We start from the raw sequence: 19,094 nt of genomic DNA on the forward strand, positions 1-19,094 counted from the left end.
GCAGGTCGCAGCTTAGCTGCGCCGATAAAGATTGTCTGATGCGACAGAGCAGGGTGCCGACGCGTTTGGTCGCAAAAGCTCTCTGCGTTGCGCTATAGCCGCAGTTTGGTTACTTCTCGGGTCGGCAGTTGATCCGAGATATGGACCGGACCGCTGGGCCACCAAGAAGGGGGGCAGCATGAGCGCCAAGCAACGCATGAACGATGGCATCAGTGCCGCCAGAGCTTTGATCGCCAAGGGCGACTTTGCTGCGGCGACGGTGATTTTGGATGCGCTGACTGCGGACAGCGAGATTGCGTCCTTGCCCGCACAGACGGCGTTGGGGCTGCCGCGTAGGCTTCATGCGGTGCGGCTGCATCTCGCGAAGGCGGTGGGAGATCCTGTCGCGCGGGCGGGGCATCAGTTTCATCTGGTGCCGCCGCCAGAGGTGCTTGCGCCGCTGTTTCGGTTTTCCACCGCCGAGCAGCAGGCGATCACTATCGTCAATCGCAGGCCTGTGCCGCGGGTGATCCATCAGATCTGGATTGGCAGCCTGCCTGTCCCCCTTGGGGTGGCGGCATGGCGGTATCATGCAGGGTTGCAGGGGTATCAGTATCGACTGTGGCAAGAGGCGGATCTGGCGCGTTTGGGTCTGCCGGATCAGCCTGTTTATGCGGCGATGCTGGCGCGGGGGGATTATCCCGGTGCGGTGGATGTGGCACGCTATGCGATTTTGGCGGCGGAGGGCGGGATATACTTGGATTGCGATTGGTATCCGGCACGGGATGACATCAGCTTTCATGATCTGCTGCCGTTGATCGGCCTGACCGCTTGGGCCGAGGAGGTGCCGCGTCAGACCGGCCTCGGCGGTTTGCTGTTGGGCAATTCGTTTATTGCCGTGCCGCCGGACCATCCATCCCTGCACCGGTTGAACGTCGCGTTGCCGCTGGTGCTGGATCTGCTGCCGGAGGCCCCGGCGTGGTGGTCAACCGGGCCGCTGGTGTTCACATTGGCGGCCCGGGGTGGGGCGGTCAGCGTGGCGCCGCAGACATTGGTTGCGGGGGTGCTGGCCGACCGTGCGGCTATGGCTGAGGTGGAGGCTCTGCGGGCGCAGGCGGAGGGCGGCCTGCTGATCGCTTGGAAATCATGGTGAGGCGATAAGCTGGGGCAGGCCGACCCAGCGGCAGCCGGGATGGTTGGCGGTGAGGGCGAATAGCCGTTCCAGAAATCCCCAGACCTGCGCATCATGCACAAGGTGGTGGGTCAGCAGGCCAATCGGCGCATCACTGCGGGCCATGGCTTGCGCGATTTCGTCCATCAGCACCGCATCGGGTCGCCCGGAACGGCTGCCGCGCCAGTCGATCACATCGACATGGGTGTTGTAGAGGGGCAGGTCGGCGGTGGCCTCGGGGCCGTAGACCGAAAGGGCTTTGAAGCCGAGGGCGGGAAGGCCCGCGACGACTTGCGGGGCGATGCGGTTCCACGGCGGCACAAGGACGGGAGTGAATTGGCCGGGGTGGAGGTGTGCAAGGTGTTCGAACCCGCGCGCGAGTTCGTCCAAAACCTGAGGGGCGGGGCGATGCGGGCCGAGTTCTTGCTTTTTCTCTGAGGCCGGGGCGTGGTTGGTGTGCGACCAGCCATGCACGGCGACGGAAATGCCTTTCGCGATGTCCAGTCGTTTGGCCAGTGCCGGGCCGGACCGGGCGGGGATGACGGCGAGGGTGACGGGGATGTTTGCGGCTTCGGTCAGGGAGAGCAGGTGGTCGAGTTCTGCGCTGGGGGTTATAGCGTCGTCGTCGCGCAGCCATAGTTTTGCGGGAGTTCCGTTGGCGGCGCACAGATCGAGGGCGCGGATCAGGGATTCTGTCATACTCTGGTCTCGACTATGGTTTGCAGCAGGGTGTTCAGGCGCAGGGCTGCGCCTGCGATGGAATGGTCGCGCAGAACGCGTAGGCGGGCGGCATGGCCCATGCGGTGTTGCAGGGCAGGGTCGTTCAGCAGACGGAGGATGGTTGCCGCCGCAGCCCCATCGTCGCCCGGTTCGGTCAGGAAGCCAGTTTCGCCATCGGCCACCACTTCGGGCACGCCGGCGGTGCGTTGCGCTATGACGGGGACGCCTGCGGCTTGCGCCTCAAGATAGGCGAGGCCGTAGGCTTCGCCACAGCCCGGCCAGATATAGGCTGAGGCGTGGGCTAAGGTCGCGGCGATTTCGGGGCGGGATTGCAGGCCCCGCCATGTCAGACGATCCGGGGGCAGGTCTGCGAACATCGCCTGCACCTCGGCGCACTGCGGGCCATCGCCGATGACGGTGAGATGCCAGTGGAGGTTGGGCGGCAGCAGGAGCAGCGTTGCGGCGAGGCGACGGTAGCTGTCGGCCTTGTCGCCTGCGCGCATCATCGCGACCGTTACCAGATGGCCGGGTTGCGGGGTGGGATTGGCAGAAAAAGCGTCAGTTTCGATGAAGGGCGGAAACCGGGCTAGTTGCGCAGTGGGGGTGGCATCTTGCAGGCCGTTCATATCGCGGGCGGTGAGGCAGAGGTTCAGGTTTGCTTGCTGCACCGCCGCGCTGACATGGGCCTGCATGTCGGCCCAGATGCCGATGTTGCGGCGCGCGGAGAGCGAGGCCTCGACCGTGACATAGGGCAGCGCGAAACGGCGGGTAAGGCGGGGGCCAAGCAGGTCGGGGGCTTTGTAATAGGGGTGGTAGCAGAGCCACAGATCGGGCGGCTGATCGGCCCAAAGGGTGCTGATCCGGCTGGACTCGTGGTCGGCATCGGCGCGCAGCTTGGCCCAGCCCGCGGGAACTTGCGGGTCGCCGATATAGGCGCGCAGGTCTGAGGCCAGGTCCACCTGATGCCCTGCTTGTTCCATGCAGCGGACCAGCAGCTGCGCCATCAGGCGATCGCCAGAGGGCACCGGATGCGTCGGGGCCTTTAAAGGCGCGTAAAAGGCGATCCGCAGGCGGCGGGTGGGCGGCGTCATCGGCTAATGTTCCCAGTGGTTTGCAGGTCTGCGCCAAGGGTAAGCGCAAAGCTGGTGCGGGGCGACAGGAATCGACCGCCCCCGCCCCTGCACCGCCGCTAACCTTGACAGCATTGGCAAACTGGCCCATTTCCAGATGACCCTCAGCTGTGGCGGAGTGACTGTGCCCTTATCCGATCTTCTTGAAAATATCGCCAGCCGAGCCGCCCGTGTTGGGGTGATCGGTCTGGGTTACGTCGGCCTGCCGCTGGCGATCACCACCGCGCGGGCGGGGTTTCGGGTGACCGGGTTTGATACCGCCCCCGGTAAAATCACCGCCGTTGAAGCCCGCAAAAGCTATATCGAGGCGGTGCCGGATGCGGTGCTGGCAAGCGAAGTTGCGGCTGGGCGGTTCACGGCGACGGCGGATTTCGCCGGGCTTGGTTTGTGCGATGTGATCGTGATCTGCGTGCCGACGCCGTTGACGCGGCACCGCGAGCCGGATTTGTCTTTCATCACCCGGACCTGTGACGACATCGCCAAGACGTTGCGTGCGGGGCAGGTGATTGTGCTGGAATCCACCACTTATCCGGGGACGACGGATGGCCCGGTGAAGCGTATTCTTGAGGCGGGCGGGCTGGTTTCGGGTCAGGATTTCTACCTTGGGTTTTCGCCGGAACGTGAAGATCCGGGCAACCGCGCGTTTGATACCTCGACCATTCCCAAGGTGGTGGCGGGCGATGGGGATGACGCGGGGCAGTTGGTGGCGGCTTTCTATGGCGCGGTGGTGAAAACCGTGGTTCCGGTTTCTTCGACCGCCACTGCCGAGGCGGTGAAGCTGACTGAAAACGTTTTTCGTGCGGTGAATATCGCCTTGGTGAATGAGCTGAAGGTGATCTACGAGGCGATGGGCGTTGATGTTTGGGAAGTGATCGAGGCCGCCAAGACCAAGCCCTTCGGCTATATGCCGTTCTATCCCGGCCCCGGTTTGGGCGGGCATTGCATCCCGATTGACCCGTTTTATCTGACGTGGAAAGCGCGGGAATATGACATTCCCACCCGGTTTATCGAATTGGCGGGAGAGATCAACTCGGGGATGCCGCGGCATGTGGTGTCGCGTCTGGCCGAGGCGTTGGATCAGCGGTTGGGGCTGGCTTTGAGTCGTTCGAAGGTGCTGGTCATTGGGCTGGCCTATAAGAAAAACGTGCCGGATATTCGCGAAAGCCCGTCGCTGAAGCTGATCGAATTGATCGAGGAGCGCGGTGGGCAGGCGTCTTATCATGATCCGTTCGTGGCCGAGATTCCCAAGACGCGGGCTTATGGCGCGTTGATGGGGCGCAAGTCGGTGGCGCTGGATCAGGCCACGGTTGGCGGATTTGATGCGGTGCTGATCGCAACGGACCATGACGGGCTGGATTATGCGAGGCTGGCGCAATGGTCGCGGCTGATCATCGACACCCGCAACGTGTTCGCGCGGAATGGCATTGCGGCGGATCATGTGGTGAAGGCCTGAGGAATGGCACCCCATGCGGTTGCGGTGCTGGCGGACGTGCATTTCCACGATCCGGGCGGCGATTTCGGCGGGGCGGGGATTGTGGTGCAGGGCGCGCGGCTTGCGCTGCGCAGTTGGGCAGATACGCGGATCGCGGCGCGGGCGTTCAATGAAACGGCAGGGGCACTGAGCGCCGCGCTGGAGAAGATCGCCGCTGCCGGGGTGCGGCATGTGGTTCTGGCAGGGGATTATTCCGACGACGGGCAGGCGGAGAATATTCGCCGCTTGGTTGAAGTGCTGCAGGGATTTGAGCATCGGCATGGGCTGCGGTTTTATGTCATTCCCGGCAACCATGATCTGTATGGCCCGCATGGCAAGAATGTGACGACGCGGTTTGTCAGCGCACCGGGGCAGACGGTGATGGTGACGAGCGATGCGGAACAGGCGGAGGTCGGGGCGATTGTGACGCTTGCAATGCGCTGCGGCGGGCAGCCTGGGGCGCTGCTGCCGATGGCGCGGTTTGGGCTGTTTCGCCAGCCGGAATATCTGCACTGGGAAAGCCCGTTTGGGCTGGATGATCGGCCTGAGGCGCGGATGTATGAGGCGGTTTCCGCCGATGGTTCGGTGACGCAGCGGCTGATGGATGCGTCTTATCTGGTGGAGCCAGAGCCGGGGCTGTGGTTGTTGATGATCGACGCCAATGTGTTCGAGCCGCGCGCGAGGCGGCCCGATGCGACCCGCAAGAAGGCGTTCATCGGGCCGTCGGATGCCGGGTGGAATGCACTGCTGCGGGTCAAGCCGTTCTTGTTGGCTTGGATCGGGGATGTAACCGCGCGGGCGCAGGCTTTGGGCAAGACTTTGATCACAGTCTCGCATTATCCGGTGCTGGACCCGTTTCAGGATGTGGCAGGGTCTGAGCGGGCGTTGTTTGGCGACACGGCGATTGTGCGGCGCACTCCCGGCCCACAGGTGGCGCAGGCGTTGATCGGTGCCGGGCTGCGTTGGCATATCGGCGGGCATATGCATGTCAATGCCACCACCCGCACGGCGGATGGAGCGCTGACCGATCTGTCGTTGCCGTCGCTGGTGGCGTTTCCTGCTGCATTCAAGATCATTCGCGCCAGCGTCGATGCGGTCAGCGCCGAGACGATCTTGCTGGAGGATGTGCCGCCCGATCCCGGCATTTCGGCGGTGTATCGGGCGGAGGGTCGGCAAGGTGAGGCACTGCCGCTTGGCGCGCTGTTGGCGGCGCAACGGCGGGCCAATGTGCTGGAGCGGCGGTTGGTGCATGATTGGCCGGTTGCGGTGCGGGCGTTGGCGGTGGGTAAGGATGCGGGGTTTCTGGTCGAATTAGCCGGGGGGGATGGTGCGGAGTTTGCGCGGCGGCATGGGCTGGATTTTGCGGAGATGAGCGCCTGGCCGTTAGCCGATTTGATCGCCGACGCTTACCTGATCAAAGTGGCGGGGCCACTGGCTGCGCATTGGATTGCGGCGGACAGGTTGGCACTGTGCCGTGCGCTTGCGGTGGAGTTTGGCGATGAAAACGCTGATCCGCACCAAGGTGCGCGTGGGTTTTTGCAGCGATTTCTGGCGGTGTTGCAGGTGTCACTGGATCGCATGGACGCAGACGATAGCGCGATTATTCCGGTTGCGGCAGGCTTGTCGCGCGGGCGGCCACCACGATATCCAACGGCTGGCTGAGGCCGCGAATATCCACGGTTCGCGGCAGGGTTTTTTCGGTTGTCGCAAGCCCTGACAGCGCCAGCGCATAGGCTGAAACTGCCACTTGCACGCTCAGATCCTTGGTCTTTTGTTCCAATCGGCTGGCGATGTTCACCGTCTCACCCAAGGCGGTCAGGCGGGCGACGGCCTCGGTGCGATGTGCGGCACCGATGCGGCCCAGAATGGCGGGGCCGGAATGGATGCCGATGCCCATCGACAGCGGCACGCGGAGTTCTTCGTGCAGGCTTTGGTTCAAACTGTCCAGCACGCCGCCCATGGCGCGGGCGGCGGCAATGGCCTGGCGCGCGCCCTCAGCAGGCGTCGTCTCCATCCCAAAGATCGCCATGATGCCATCGCCCATGAACTTGTCGACAAAACCGCCACTGTCTTCGATCGCTTCGGCCATGCGGCCAAGAAACTGGTTCAGCACGAACACCACATCGAAAGACAAGCGCCCTTCGGACATTTTGGTAAAGCCGCGCAGGTCGCAGAACAGCAGCGTGACCTCGCTTTCAATGCCCCAGTGGTACTTGTCAAAACCGTTGGACTGACCGGGTTCGAGATTGGCGGGCAGCAGGGTTGAGATGGTAAGGTCAGCGGTCGGGCGCAACTGGCACGCCAGACGGACATTCGCAGGCGCACCGACGCGGCGCAGCACCTGCTGCTCGGTCAGCGATGCCGGGGGCAGCTGATCCAGCCCTTCCAGCACCCGCACCCGGCAAGTCGAGCAACGGGCCCGCCCGCCGCAGACAGAGGCATGCGGGATGCGGTTCATCTGGCTGATTTCCAGCACCGAAAGCCCGCGCGCTGCTGAAATCGTCGGGCCAAAGGTATAGCGCACCCGAATACGCGCGCCCATTTTGTTGCCCATCTGCAGCAGTATCCAGCCCGCGACCGCCGCCGCCAATATCGCAAAATAGCTGTAGGAGCCGAGCAGGAAATTCTGTTGCATCTCAGCGTATTGCGCGGCGTTGAACGGACTGGAGACTCCGCCGCGCAACTGAAGTATCCGCCCCGCCGAGACATAGCCCGCATAAGACAGTGACGGGATCAGTACGGCCAGTGCATTCATCGCCCAAAGGTTGCGGCGATACCACGGCTTTGGCGACAGCCACATGTGGATGCCAATACAGCCATGTATCCAAACCAGTGCCACCAACAGCGCCAGTCGAACACCCTCGCCCGGCCACATCGCCCAGAGGGCATAGGTGTAATTATCGGTGACGCCAAACAGCTCATGCGCGCCACGGGTGCCAAGCACATGCCGGATCAGCAGGATCGGGATCATCAGCCCAAACAGAAGCTGCACCACGCCTCGGGTGCCGATGCGCCATGTCTGTAGGCGCACGAAATGCGCGATACCCAAGCCCATATGCACTAAAGCGGCGAGGCAGAGCACCAGCGTTCCGATCAGGCTGCGGGTTATGAACAGGCGCAGGTCTTGCCCTGCCTGCATCGCCTCAAGTGAAACCAGCCCGAGCGCATGATTGAGCAAATGGGTGGTGGCAAAAGCAAACAGCACCAGCCCGGACCACAACCGCAGCTGTGCGACGCTTGGCCGAGAACGTCGCCACAACCGCCGCGCCACTCTGCGTGGCGATTGTGCAACTTTGTTCATGTCAGCGCCCGACACGCTTGCACCGGATCAGCTGGGAAGATGGAGGGGCAAAGGTTTGCATCCTAGGCAAGAACCACAAGATCAACGGGAGCCGCAAGCCCGGCCACACCTTCGCCATCGCGCCGCAATACACCGGGATTGACATAGCCCTGCGCCTCGGCGCGGCTGTGGGTGCTGGCGTCGGTCAAAGCCCGCGTGCGCTGGGCTTTGTTGGCGCTTTCCAGTTTCGACGCCAGATTGACGGCATGGCCGATCACCGTGAACTCATAACGTCCTTGCGAGCCGACAATTCCCACCGTCACATCACCTGATGCCACCGCAACGCCCGTCGCAAAACGTCCCGGCCAGCCCAATGCGGCGAACTCGTCTTGTCGCGCATCCAGAGCGGCAATCACCGCTGATGCCGCACGCAGGGCGTCTGCTGCATAGGTTTCAGCCTGCTGAACCGCCCCGAACGTCACCAGAATACCATCGCCCATGAACTTGTCGATCTGGCCGTTGTGCTGCTCAATTTCGGTCAGGGTGATCTGCTGGTAATGCGCCAAAATCCGCATCACCGTTTCCGGCGGCAGCGTCAGCGCAGTTTTCGTAAAGCCGCGGACATCTACAAACATGATGGCAGCCGCGCGGACCTCGCCTTGGCCAGCACCGGGCATTTCTGCGGATTGGGTGATCAGATCGGCCACTTCCGGTGCGAAGAACTGGCTGAGATCCTCGGCTGCGGCATGGCTTTGAATGGCGTCAAACAGCACAGAACGCGCCCGGAACAAGGCGAAGGTCAGAATCAGGGTGACCCCCAGTATCGTGATCACCTTGTCAATTTCGGCGCCGATCAGGATGGTGTTCGAGGTCAGATATTCAACATAGTTGCGGGTGACATGCATGTTGTTCATGTCATAGGTCAGTGCATACAGCACCATCAGCACCCAACCCGATGCCGCGATCAGCCCCGACATGAAAACATAGCGCGGATCAAAGCGCAGTGCACGCAAAGCGATGAAAAAGAACAGATAAATCATCGTCGGCGATTTGAGATAAAAGGCTGGCGGCTGCTGATACTGAATGTGAAACGAAAAGATCATGCCGCACAGCAGGCTGACGTCGACCACCATCGACAGCATCAGATACCAGCCGGGCAGCACCATCCGATACGACAGAAACACCCGAAACAGGGTGAACACAAGATAGGCGGCCAGTGTCATCGGCACGAAATTTTCGCCCGCAGTGCCCTCGGCGCGGGGCGCTATCCAATACAGCAGGGTCAGGAATCCGACGATGCTCAACTGCGCCCAGCTGATTGTCTGCTCGGCTGCGGTCTCACGGCGGTCAATTTCGGCCATGACGCGGGCGGGGACGGCTTCGCCATGCGGGTCGCCGGTCCAGATATAGACGACAAAATCACGGAGAGAGGCGGGAATGTAGGGCACGATACTTTCCTTCTTTCCGCATTGGCCGTCTGATCTGGGAAGTATGATCTTGGAAAGACGTTGCTCTTAGCTGGTTTTCGCGTCACAAAAAAGCGACATTTCTGTTAGCAGAGCCAGTGTGCGGAAATGGTTAGCCGCCATCGCCCTGCGGGGTTTCAAACCTCAATAACCTGAAGATCCCGCCCACAGAACGCGCCCGGGAACTGGCGTTTCGCGGCGCGCTCAATCGCGGTCAACTCAGCATCGGTGCGGTTGAAGCTGTGATGAATGAAGCCGACCTGCTTGGCGCCCGCCGCCTGCGCCAGCCGCACCGCCTGCTGCCACGATGAATGGCCAAAGCCTTTGAAGGTCGCCATTTCTTCATCCAAGAAAGTGGCGTCGTAGAGAAACAAATCGACCTTGTCGATCAAGCGCAAAACATTGGGGTCCAAAGTGCCGGGTTCGTGTTCGGTATCGGTGATGATGGCAATCGAGCGACCGCCAAATTCTACCCGATACCCCACGGCATTGCCGGGATGATTAAGCATCCCGGTGCGGATCGTCACGCCGGGGTAGGGGGTCAGCACATCGCCCGCGCTGAAATCCCGCGCATCAATCCCGGCGCTGCAATAGTCGGGCCCAATGGGGAAGAACGGCTTGCGCATGAATTCCGACAGCATCTGCCGGGTGGTCATCGCAGGCCCCATATGGCCAGACCACATCTTGAGCTGTGACTGGCCGCAATACATCGGCTTGAAGAATGGCAGACCGCAGACATGGTCGTAATGGCTGTGGGTGAAGTAGAGGGTGAGCTCCTTGCAACCTTCGGCGGCGAGGGCCTGCCCAGCCGCCAAGGCCCCGCTGCCTGCATCGAACATGATTACATGCTCGCCGCAGCGCATTTCGATGCAGATCGTGTTGCCACCAAACTTCTGAAACTGTGGGCCACTGACGGGTAGGCCGCCGCGTGCGCCCCAAAGCTTCAGCTGAAATTTCGGCTGCGCGGTCATGTGCCGGACCCGCCCGAAAGCCGCCTGCTGCCGTACCGTGGGAACAGGCCAGAAGCTTTTTCATTGCCGCGCATCGCCAAGATCAGACTTCCCCAGATCGCTGATATACAGAAGGATAGGAAGCATCGTGACAAGATGCGAGGCCCGATTGCAGGGCAGGTCGAAAAGAAAAGCCTGCTTGGGTGCAGAATGCTGGGCGGTTTTGTCCAAAGCATGACATTTCCCGCGCCTGACTTGGGCTTTAATCAGCGCTTGGAGAGGGCGGCGACCCGGCTGCGCGCCTCAGACAGCTCTACCGTGGTTTGGCTGAGACGATCTGCCAGCACGCGAACGACTTCGATGGTCATTTCCGGGAAGTCCGACATCAGTTTGAAAAAGTTGTCCTTGCTGATTCGCAGGGCCTCAACCGGGGTTGCGGCCTTGATCGTGGCGGTGCGGGCCACGTCACACAGAATGGCGATTTCGCCAACGATAGCATTCTCTTCAAGGTCAGCCACTTTGATAGGCCCGGTTGGGCCATCAACGATTACATCGGCACGGCCAGCCAGCAGCACAAACGCCGCATCGCCTGCGTCGCCTTGGTGAAACAACACCTCGCCGGCGTGGTAGGACACCCGCTCTGATGTGAAGGCTAGCAGTTTCAGCTTTGCCGGAGATACCCCGGCAAACAGTGGAACCTGCTTCAGCATTTTGACTTCGTCATTCAAGAGCACGTCGTCACCTTCCCACTTATGCAACCGCTGGATAGGCCAAGCCCTTAGACTATGCCGACATCAGTTCCTTGAAGATACCATTCTTTTGTAAAAGTTCTGCATGAGAGCCGTCTTCGACCAGTCTGCCACGCTCAAAAACTGCCACCCGATCAAACAACTGCGCAAACTTCGCATTCGAGATCACCCAAGCCACGGCGGGTTCGCGGCCATCCTTGCGCAGATATTTCAGCGCGGCGATTAGTACCTGTTCTTGCGTCCGTGTATCCAGCGCTGACAGTGGGCGGTTGAACAGATAGTAATCCGACCGCCGGATCAGCGCGCGGGCCAAGGCGAGTTTTTGCCGCTGCACCGAAGTTAGCCGCTTGCCGCCTGCGCCGATGTGGAAGTCGAGCCCGATGGACAGCAGCGTGTTGTAGATGCCCAATTCCCGCAGTACGCCCCCTGCCACGCCATAGATGCGTTCAACGCCATCGCGATACTTCTGGCTGATGCGGCCAAACAGCATATTGTCCAGCAAGGTGCCAGAAACCATGTATTGCTCGGGGTCGTAAAGCTCGATGGCGTCTTTCAGATTGGCCGGAAGCCCTTCGTGGAAAGCCGTCCTGAAGGCCACGATCTGCGCCATCATCTCGGGCGTCAGCAGGCCAAAACGATGCCGCGGCTCGATGTAATCGAAGCTGAGGCGGATCATCATGGCGCGGTCGGCTTCGGAGACATTCGCGACATTCTTATCTATTGTTTTCAATAGTATGGCGTATGCGGGAATGTCGTCTGACTTCATGAAGGTCAGTTGCTGGAAGAACGGGTGATCCGGCGGCAAGTCGCTGAACAGTTCAATGGCGTTGCGGGCAATTTCGGTTCCCGTGCTGAACAGGGTGTCGGCCAATCCGCAGTGTTTGAGGACTGAGAGGAAATACGGGTTGCTGATGATCGCGCCCGCTTTCAAATCCGGGGTTCGGGCATTGCCGAACAGCAGGTTCTCAATCACCGTCGCTTCAGTATTATAGGCACCGGGTTCAAACGGTTCGATCAGCCCGTTCAGATCGGCTTTGGTCAACGCATCGCGCAGCACCCGGCGCATCTCGACGGTTTTGGCGGCAAGCTGGCCATGCTCGGCCAGATTAACATTGGACCGCAAAGCAAGATCGAACATGTCGCGGGTCAGCGCTACGGCATCCAGTGCGGCATAGACCGACGGCATCAGAGCCGCCTGATCCGCCGCCCCCTGATGTTCAAAGTCGATCCAGTCGGAGTGAATATCGAACTCGGGGTTGCCCGCCCAAACAGCCTCACGCCGCTCCCATTGACGTTGCGTCAGGGCTGCACCTTCGATCACGCGGTCAGTGATCGGGGCGTGTTTCAGCCCGTAAAGCAGGTTGTCGCGCACGGTTCCGAAGAAGAAATAGGCATCGGTGCCCGCATAGGTGATTGAGCGGCCGCTGATTGATTCGGGCAGGCTGTGCAGATCAGCGCTGCCCGCATTGATCTGCCCCTGCGTCGGCCAGACGATGCGCGCCAAAGCTTCGGCCATGATGTCAGCGCCTGATCCGGCGTTGCCGATGATGGCAACCGTTTCGCCAGGCAACAGCGAAAAGTTGACGCGATCCAGCCCGACGGCGCCGGTGTCGTCGGTCACGCCCAAATTAACCGCCGCGAGGGGGCCGCTCATTCTACCCTCGGCACGTTCCGCCGATACCGCCTGAATCTCGGGCTCCAACAGGCCATCGATGGCGAATTGCCCGATCACCTGATTGTATTTGATCTGCACGTCTTGGCGGTTCTGATCCCAGTCGATCAATTCTTTCAGCGGGCCGGGAAGGTCTTTGTAAGCCCCGATCACCGCCACCAGTTGCCCGATATCCAACTGGCCTTGCAGCGCCAGATAACCGCCGATGCTGTAAAACAGGAACGGCGTCACCGAGGCGAGGAAGTTGTTGATGAATTTCACCAAAAACTTCCATTGATAAATGTCGAAGCGGATTCTGTAGATATGGCCAAGCCGCGATGAGATATCGGCGCGCTCAAAATTCGAGGTGTCATAGGAGTGGATCGTGTTGATGCCATCGACGATCTCGCTGACCCGACCGGCCAATTCGCGCGCGGTCAACTGACGCTCGCGCCCCAAGACCAGCAAACGCCGCCGCATCCGGGGGATAATGAAGGCCTGCACCCCGACCAGTGCTGCGGTGATCAGGCCCAGCGGCACGCTTTGCACGAAGATAAACGCCAGTGCCATGACCGCCTGTCCGCCGAGCAGAGCAGGGGCGACAAAGGCGTCGCCGGTAAAGCCGCCAAGCGGTTCGACCTCGTCCTTCACCATGCTGGAGATTTCGGCGGCCTTCAGGCGTTTGAAGGTCGCGGGCGGAAACCGCAGGATGTGATCAACTAGCGTGAAGCGGATGCGGCGCAGCAGGCGTTCGCCCAGACGACCTTTGTAGGTGTTGATGTAATATTTAAAGAGACCGTTCACCACGACCAGCAGCAAAAACACCCCGCTGAGCGCGAACAGGGTGTTCAAGCGGTCGAGTTGGATGCCGTCAAACAGCGTCACATGGCCAATCAGCGGCAGATCGAATGCGATCTGCATGAAGGTCTGTGTGGCTGCGGGATCGGCAAATCCATCGCCCTGAATTGGTCCATTCACGATCTGCTTTGGCAGATTGAGCGACAGGAAATACGGGATCATTGAGAGCGCTACGACCGCCAGCACCCAAAGCTGTTGGCGTTTGGTGTGGGTCCAGATGTAGCGCGAAATATTGGGGTCCAGCATGGCTTTATGGCCCTCCACAGATCGGTCGGCGCCTTGATGAAAAACCTAAGGTGCAAAAGGTCATGTCGTGCCAACCAAAATGAGGCTCAGGCTCAAAGCAGAGCATTGTCAAAAAAGCCGTCGTGCCGCCACTCAACGCCAAGCCCAGTTGTGAGGCAAGACGTTTATCATTGCGCCCCCGCTGGTTGCAATGCTGCTTTGGCCTTCATCTGGGTTGCGGCCTGCGCATAGCCGCCCGCTGCGCCGTCAATGAAGTGCATGTGATCATGCGCCCGCAGCGACGGCACGATGCAGGTCACCAGTGCCTGATCTTGCTTGTGCAGGCCGAATTGGCAGATGCCTGAGGCAGCCGCCGCATCAAGCAGCGCTTCGATTTCAGCGAGCCCGGCGGCATTGATATCAATCGTCATTTTCAAGCCATCGTCAAATTTGCGAAAGTCAGTGTTGCGCGTCATTTGCCGCACATAGTCGCGGGCATTGAAGCCGCCGAGCGTCAGATTGGTGCGGTAGAGCAGTACGGTCATAAAGATCGCCACCATCACTTTGATCCGCGCCATCATGCGTTTGCCGCGCGGGGCGCGGGCGTTGGTCTCAGACGCGACACCACCCAACGTCAGGTGTGGCACCGGGCCTTCGGGCGGTAGCGGATTGCCCAAACCGCTCGCTTTATTGGCCACCGACACCACGCTGGCCACCAGCGTCCGGAAGGCATCGGGGCGGGCGGTTGGGCTGGGCACCGCGATGATCGACACGATCTGACCGTTGCGCGACGCGACGGGGTTCCAGCGGCAGGATAGCCCGGTCAGATCGGGTCTGCTGCCGGGTTCGGCCATCGGCACGGCAAAACGCCCCAGTTTCATCTGCGCTTCGGCCCAAGCCGCCCCACCGCCTGCGAACATCGCGAAGGTCATCTCGGGGCTGGCCTGAAACCGCGCGATCCGCACATCATGGCCCGCCGCGCGCACCTCGGCCAGCGTCACTAGGGCGGTGCGCATGTTCAGGCCCAGATCATCCTCGATCCAGCGCGCCACAGCCGCCAGCGCCACGCTGGCCGCAGCAGTGCTGTTCGGCGGCACTGCGATCACCGCACCGTCGCCGCCAAAGACGAACGGATAATCACTGCCCTCTAGCACATTCAATACGGCCGTGATCACCGAGGCTCCGGCCATGTTGACGGATTTATACTTGCCGCGCGCAATCGCCTCGGTCGAGGACACAACATCAGCCACCGCCAGCGCCCAGCCTTCGGGCAGCGGTCGGTAGCGTGTCAGATTGGCCACATCTTCAAACTCGGCAAAGACGGGCAGATCTGACAGGAAAACGGAGGCGCTCTGATCGGTCATCGCAGCAACCTAGCATGATTTTTACAGGATGCAGGTGCCATAAACGCACATTTTCTCTGCGCGGTCACACGGCCTCGTGTGGCTTGCATCGGGGTTGGGCGAGGGGCGGCAAAGCTGCCACGGTCTGATCATTTCAGAGCTGACGGAGCCGATTTCAACGCCGGACGCTGTATTTTGATTGCAATTCGCGAGAACTCTCGCATGCAATGGCTTTGCCAAGCAACCGGATCCAGCATGATCCACGCCACAGGACGGAATGGGTCAGACCGGATGACACGACAAGAACTTGGCATCGGCATGGACTTGCTGCGGGTGGAAGACGTGAAGGTGTCCTTCCCGCTGGCCACTGGCCAAGTGGATGCGCTGAAAGGTGTGGGGCTGCGGGTGCTGCCCGGCAAGATTACCGCTTTGGTTGGCGAGTCGGGTTCGGGCAAATCGGTGCTGGGCCAGACCATCATGGGACTTCAGCCGGATTTTGCACGGGTCAGCGGCCGCGTGCTGTTGACCGATCCCGCGGCGCCGGGCGGCAAGGTTGAGCTTCTGGGCCTACCGCGCGATGGCCGCCTGATCCGCAGCGTCCGGGGCCGCAAGATCGGCATGATCTTTCAGGAACCGATGACCTCGTTTTCCGCGCTGCACACCATCGGCAATCAGATTTCCGAAGCGTTGCGCATCCACGAGCCGATCTCGGCCAAAGAACAGCGCGAGCGGTCCGAAGATATGCTGTCGCTGGTTGGCTTTACCAAGCCCGGCAAAGTGTTCGACATGTATCCGTTTGAGCTGTCTGGTGGAATGCGGCAGCGCGCGATGATCGCGATGGCGCTGATTTGCAGCCCGTCGTTGTTGATCGCGGATGAGCCGACGACCGCGCTGGATGTGACGATTCAGGCGCAGATTCTGACGCTGCTGCGCGATCTGCAACAACGTTTGAACATGGCGATCCTGTTGATCACCCATGACCTTGGCGTCGTCGCCAACGTCACCGACGAGGTGGTGGTGCTGTATCAAGGCCGCATCATGGAATCCGGGCCGGTCGATGATATTTTCCGCCGCCCGCAGCACCCCTATCTGAAGGGGCTGATGGCCGCGATCCCGCATTTTGGTATGAAGCAGGGTGAGCGTTTGCGCCCGCTGCGCGATATTCAGATCAACCGCGACAAGCTGATGACTGCGATTGGCGGCGCGAAACCTGCACCTAAAACCAGCGCCCCCGAAATCTTGCTTTCGGTGCGCAACTTGTCGAAAACCTATCAGACCCGCGATCAGGCTTGGGATATTCGCAAATCCGCCAAGCCAGCCCCTGCCGTCGATGATGTCAGCTTTGATATCAAGCGCGGTGAATGTCTGGGCCTTGTCGGCGAAAGCGGTTGCGGTAAAACCACCGTTAGCAAGATACTGATGCGTGCAGTCACTCCCGATGCGGGCTCGGTGATCTATGATAATGGCTCTGGCCCGGTGGACGTTCTTGCCGCCAAGGGCGAGGATCTGCAACGCTTGCGCACGCAGATTCAGATGGTGTTCCAAGACCCGGTGTCGTCGCTGTCGCCACGAATGACCGTCGGCAATATCTTGTCCGAACCCTTGGACATTCACCGCCGTGGCACCCCGCTTCAGCGCCGCGAAACCGTTGATGCGTTGCTCGGGGCCATCGGTCTGGGTCAATCCGCCCGCCACCGCTATCCGCATAGCTTTTCAGGCGGGCAGCGTCAGCGTGTCGGCATTGCGCGGGCTTTGGCCTTGGCTCCGGGGTTGATTGTCTGTGACGAGCCGGTGTCAGCGCTGGATGTATCGGTGCAGGCGCAAATCCTCAACCTATTGAAAGATTTGCAGAAAGATCTTGGCCTGACCTACCTGTTCATCTCGCACAACCTCGCCGTGGTGGATTACATGGCCGACCGCGTCGCCGTGATGTGGGCCGGCCGCATTGTAGAAATTGCCGCGCGCGAAACCATTATGACCGCCCCGGTGCATCCCTATACCAAGGCTTTGCTGGCTGCCGTGCCCTATCCAGACTTGGACCGTCGGCTGAACTTTGCAACGTTTGAGGGCAACACTGCTTTGACCAGCACCAACTGGGCCCCCGCCTTCCGGGCCGAGCCTGATGCGGCAGCCGACCTTGCCCCGCTTGATCTGGGGAGCGGCCATTTCGTCTTGGCCCGCAAATCCGCTGATAGAAATGATCTGAAACCATGATCACCCGCCGCACCGCTTTAACCCTGCTTGGCTCGGTCGCTCTGCCCAGCATCGGCTTTGCGGAATCACCATTCTTCGCGCCCGACGTGCGGATGGGTAACCTGCCGCCTTTGCCTGAGCGCCTGCCGCGCAACCCACGCGTGATTGATTTGCCTGCGATGGGCCGCACCACCGGGCGGCTTGGTGGCAGCGTGCGGATGCTGGTCAGCGGTCAGCGCGATGTGCGGCTGATCCCGATCTATGGCTATTCCCGGCTTGTTGGTTATGACGCTAACCTACAACTTGTCTCCGACATTCTAGAAAGTTTTGAGGCGGTTGACGACCGCGTCTTCACTCTGCATCTGCGCGAAGGCCATCGCTGGTCTGATGGCAGCCCCTTCACGGCGGAAGACTTCCGCTATTGCTGGGATGATATGATGAACAACGCCGATCTCTATCGCGGCGGCCCCCCGGTGGATCTGATCGCTAATGGCAAAGTCGTCGAATTCAGCGTGATCGACCCTGTGACGGTGCGCTACACTTTCGCCAGCCCGATGCCCGATTTTTTGCCCAAGCTGGCCTCGCCGCTGCCGCTGATCCTCTATGTGCCGCAGGCCTATATGAAGCAATTCCACGCCAAATATCAGACGCCGGAAAAGCTGGCCGAGCTGATCAAAAATAACCGCGTCGATGACTGGCAGGGTCTGCATGCCAAAATGGTGCGCTCAATCCGCCCGGAAAACCCCGCTTTGCCGACGCTAGAGGCTTGGCGTCCCCGCACCGCACCGCCTGCCGAGCAATTCGTGTTCGAGCGCAACGCGTATTTCCACCGTGTCGATCAGACCGGCCAGCAACTGCCGTATTTTGATCGTATCATTCTGGATGTCGCCTCGGCTGACATTATCCCGGCCAAAACCGCGACTGGCGAAAGCGATCTGCAAGCCAACGGCATCAGCTTTCCCGATTACACCCTGATGAAACAGGCGGAAAAACAGCACCCTTTGAAAGTGTCCCTATGGCGGCGCACGCAAGGCTCCAGCGTCTCGTTGTTTCCCAACCTGAACTGCAAAGATCCGGTCTGGCGCAAACTGTTCCAAGACGTGCGGATGCGGCGCGCCTTGTCGGTGGCGATAAATCGGCACGAATTGAACAAGGTGAATTTCTTCGGTTTGGGTCGCGAAAGCGCCGACACCGTGCTGCCGGAAAGCCAGCTTTATCGCCCAGAATACGCAAGTGCTTGGTCGCAATATGACCCCGAACTTGCCAACGCTTTGCTGGACGAATTGGGCCTGACCGAACGCGGCGGCGGCAATATCCGTATTCTGCCCGATGGCAGGCAGGCCGGGATTGTGGTGGAAACGGCGGGCGAAAGTACGCTGGAAACCGATGTGCTGGAACTGATCGTCGATCACATGCGCGACGTGGGTATCGCCCTTTATATCCGGGCCTCGCAGCGCGATATCTTCCGCAGCCGCGCGATGGGCGGTGAGGTGCAAATGTCGGTTTGGGCAGGTCTTGATAACGGCGTGCCCACCGCCGATATGGCCCCCGATCAACTTGCCCCCACCCACAGCGACCAGTTGCAATGGCCAGTCTGGGGCAGTTGGTATATGTCTGGCGAAACCGCAGGCGCGGCCCCCGATCTGCCCGCCGCGATGCAACTGATTGATCTGCTGAAACAGTGGCGCAACACGACCACCACCGAAGCGCGTGCCGCAATCTGGGCTCAGATGCTGACACTTTGGGCCGATCAGGTGTTCTCCATCGGCACCGTCAATTCAGCCCCGCAACCCATCGTGCGCGCGGCCCGGATGCGCAATGTGCCAGAAGATGCGTTGTATGGCTTCACGCCGACCAGTTTCTTGGGCGCCTACCTGCCCGACACTTTCTACTACGCGCGGGAATAAA

13 protein-coding genes are annotated in these 19,094 nt (G+C 60.7%); 5 read left to right on the forward strand and 8 right to left on the reverse strand.

The features are described 5' to 3' along the window. Positions 1-178 precede the first annotated feature (178 nt). A complete protein-coding gene (locus tag ACS5RD_RS03705; RefSeq protein WP_489930047.1) occupies positions 179-1,132 on the forward strand; it encodes a glycosyltransferase in 954 nt (317 codons plus the stop codon). On the opposite strand, the gene ACS5RD_RS03710 is transcribed toward ACS5RD_RS03705, so the two are convergent. Together ACS5RD_RS03710 and ACS5RD_RS03715 are read right to left on the reverse strand one after the other, a co-directional pair. Continuing rightward, positions 1,124-1,849: a polysaccharide deacetylase family protein gene (locus ACS5RD_RS03710; RefSeq protein ID WP_489930048.1), complete on the reverse strand. Its 726-nt coding sequence runs from the start codon at positions 1,847-1,849 to the stop codon at positions 1,124-1,126. The genes ACS5RD_RS03705 and ACS5RD_RS03710 overlap by 9 nt on opposite strands. Next, positions 1,846-2,961 carry a glycosyltransferase family 4 protein gene (locus tag ACS5RD_RS03715; protein ID WP_489930049.1) on the reverse strand — a complete coding sequence of 372 codons (1,116 nt, stop codon included), beginning with the start codon at positions 2,959-2,961 and terminating at the stop codon, positions 1,846-1,848. The genes ACS5RD_RS03710 and ACS5RD_RS03715 overlap by 4 nt, the downstream gene beginning before the upstream one ends. A 163-nt stretch (positions 2,962-3,124) precedes the next feature. On the opposite strand from ACS5RD_RS03715, the gene ACS5RD_RS03720 reads away from it, so the two are divergent. Together ACS5RD_RS03720 and ACS5RD_RS03725 are read left to right on the forward strand one after the other, a co-directional pair. Further along, positions 3,125-4,453 carry a nucleotide sugar dehydrogenase gene (locus ACS5RD_RS03720; protein WP_489930050.1) on the forward strand — a complete coding sequence of 443 codons (1,329 nt, stop codon included), beginning with the start codon at positions 3,125-3,127 and terminating at the stop codon, positions 4,451-4,453. A 3-nt stretch (positions 4,454-4,456) separates the two neighbouring features. Further along, positions 4,457-6,133: a metallophosphoesterase family protein gene (locus ACS5RD_RS03725; RefSeq protein WP_489930051.1), complete on the forward strand. Its 1,677-nt coding sequence runs from the start codon at positions 4,457-4,459 to the stop codon at positions 6,131-6,133. Here the strand turns inward: ACS5RD_RS03725 and ACS5RD_RS03730 are convergent. The 6 genes from ACS5RD_RS03730 to ACS5RD_RS03755 all read right to left on the reverse strand — a co-directional run bounded on the left by ACS5RD_RS03730 (position 6,072) and on the right by ACS5RD_RS03755 (position 15,014). Next, positions 6,072-7,772 carry an adenylate/guanylate cyclase domain-containing protein gene (locus ACS5RD_RS03730; protein ID WP_489930052.1) on the reverse strand — a complete coding sequence of 567 codons (1,701 nt, stop codon included), beginning with the start codon at positions 7,770-7,772 and terminating at the stop codon, positions 6,072-6,074. The two genes, ACS5RD_RS03725 and ACS5RD_RS03730, sit on opposite strands and share 62 nt — an antisense overlap. Before the next feature lie 62 nt (positions 7,773-7,834). Further along, positions 7,835-9,199 (reverse strand): adenylate/guanylate cyclase domain-containing protein, encoded by a 1,365-nt coding sequence (locus tag ACS5RD_RS03735; RefSeq protein ID WP_489930053.1) that lies wholly within the window; start codon positions 9,197-9,199, stop codon positions 7,835-7,837. A 155-nt stretch (positions 9,200-9,354) separates the two neighbouring features. Beyond that, the gene (locus ACS5RD_RS03740; protein WP_489930054.1) at positions 9,355-10,188 is read right to left on the reverse strand and encodes an MBL fold metallo-hydrolase; all 834 of its coding nucleotides are present in this window, start codon (positions 10,186-10,188) and stop codon (positions 9,355-9,357) included. A 245-nt stretch (positions 10,189-10,433) separates the two neighbouring features. After that, complete coding sequence (locus ACS5RD_RS03745) at positions 10,434-10,877, reverse strand: Crp/Fnr family transcriptional regulator (protein WP_489930055.1); 444 nt, start codon at positions 10,875-10,877, stop codon at positions 10,434-10,436. 73 nt (positions 10,878-10,950) lie between these two features. Further along, complete coding sequence (locus ACS5RD_RS03750) at positions 10,951-13,671, reverse strand: ABC transporter transmembrane domain-containing protein (RefSeq protein ID WP_489930056.1); 2,721 nt, start codon at positions 13,669-13,671, stop codon at positions 10,951-10,953. Between the two features lie 167 nt (positions 13,672-13,838). Then, complete coding sequence (locus ACS5RD_RS03755) at positions 13,839-15,014, reverse strand: DUF3095 family protein (protein WP_489930057.1); 1,176 nt, start codon at positions 15,012-15,014, stop codon at positions 13,839-13,841. 234 nt (positions 15,015-15,248) lie between these two features. On the opposite strand from ACS5RD_RS03755, the gene ACS5RD_RS03760 reads away from it, so the two are divergent. After that, positions 15,249-17,207 (forward strand): dipeptide ABC transporter ATP-binding protein, encoded by a 1,959-nt coding sequence (locus ACS5RD_RS03760; RefSeq protein ID WP_489930058.1) that lies wholly within the window; start codon positions 15,249-15,251, stop codon positions 17,205-17,207. Beyond that, complete coding sequence (locus tag ACS5RD_RS03765; RefSeq protein WP_489930059.1) at positions 17,204-19,093, forward strand: ABC transporter substrate-binding protein; 1,890 nt, start codon at positions 17,204-17,206, stop codon at positions 19,091-19,093. The genes ACS5RD_RS03760 and ACS5RD_RS03765 overlap by 4 nt, the downstream gene beginning before the upstream one ends. The last annotated feature ends 1 nt before the right edge of the window (position 19,094 follow it).

The sequence above is a fragment of the Cypionkella sp. PAMC25878 genome (assembly GCF_058135695.1).

Coding starts and splice junctions, on each gene's coding strand:
- ACS5RD_RS03705 (WP_489930047.1), top strand. CDS start 179: ATGAGCGCCAAGCAACGCATGAACGATGGCATCAGTGCCGCCAGAGCT.
- ACS5RD_RS03710 (WP_489930048.1), bottom strand. CDS start 1,849: ATGACAGAATCCCTGATCCGCGCCCTCGATCTGTGCGCCGCCAACGGA.
- ACS5RD_RS03715 (WP_489930049.1), bottom strand. CDS start 2,961: ATGACGCCGCCCACCCGCCGCCTGCGGATCGCCTTTTACGCGCCTTTA.
- ACS5RD_RS03725 (WP_489930051.1), top strand. CDS start 4,457: ATGGCACCCCATGCGGTTGCGGTGCTGGCGGACGTGCATTTCCACGAT.
- ACS5RD_RS03730 (WP_489930052.1), bottom strand. CDS start 7,772: ATGAACAAAGTTGCACAATCGCCACGCAGAGTGGCGCGGCGGTTGTGG.
- ACS5RD_RS03740 (WP_489930054.1), bottom strand. CDS start 10,188: ATGACCGCGCAGCCGAAATTTCAGCTGAAGCTTTGGGGCGCACGCGGC.
- ACS5RD_RS03745 (WP_489930055.1), bottom strand. CDS start 10,877: ATGCTGAAGCAGGTTCCACTGTTTGCCGGGGTATCTCCGGCAAAGCTG.
- ACS5RD_RS03750 (WP_489930056.1), bottom strand. CDS start 13,671: ATGCTGGACCCCAATATTTCGCGCTACATCTGGACCCACACCAAACGC.
- ACS5RD_RS03755 (WP_489930057.1), bottom strand. CDS start 15,014: ATGACCGATCAGAGCGCCTCCGTTTTCCTGTCAGATCTGCCCGTCTTT.
- ACS5RD_RS03760 (WP_489930058.1), top strand. CDS start 15,249: ATGATCCACGCCACAGGACGGAATGGGTCAGACCGGATGACACGACAA.
- ACS5RD_RS03765 (WP_489930059.1), top strand. CDS start 17,204: ATGATCACCCGCCGCACCGCTTTAACCCTGCTTGGCTCGGTCGCTCTG.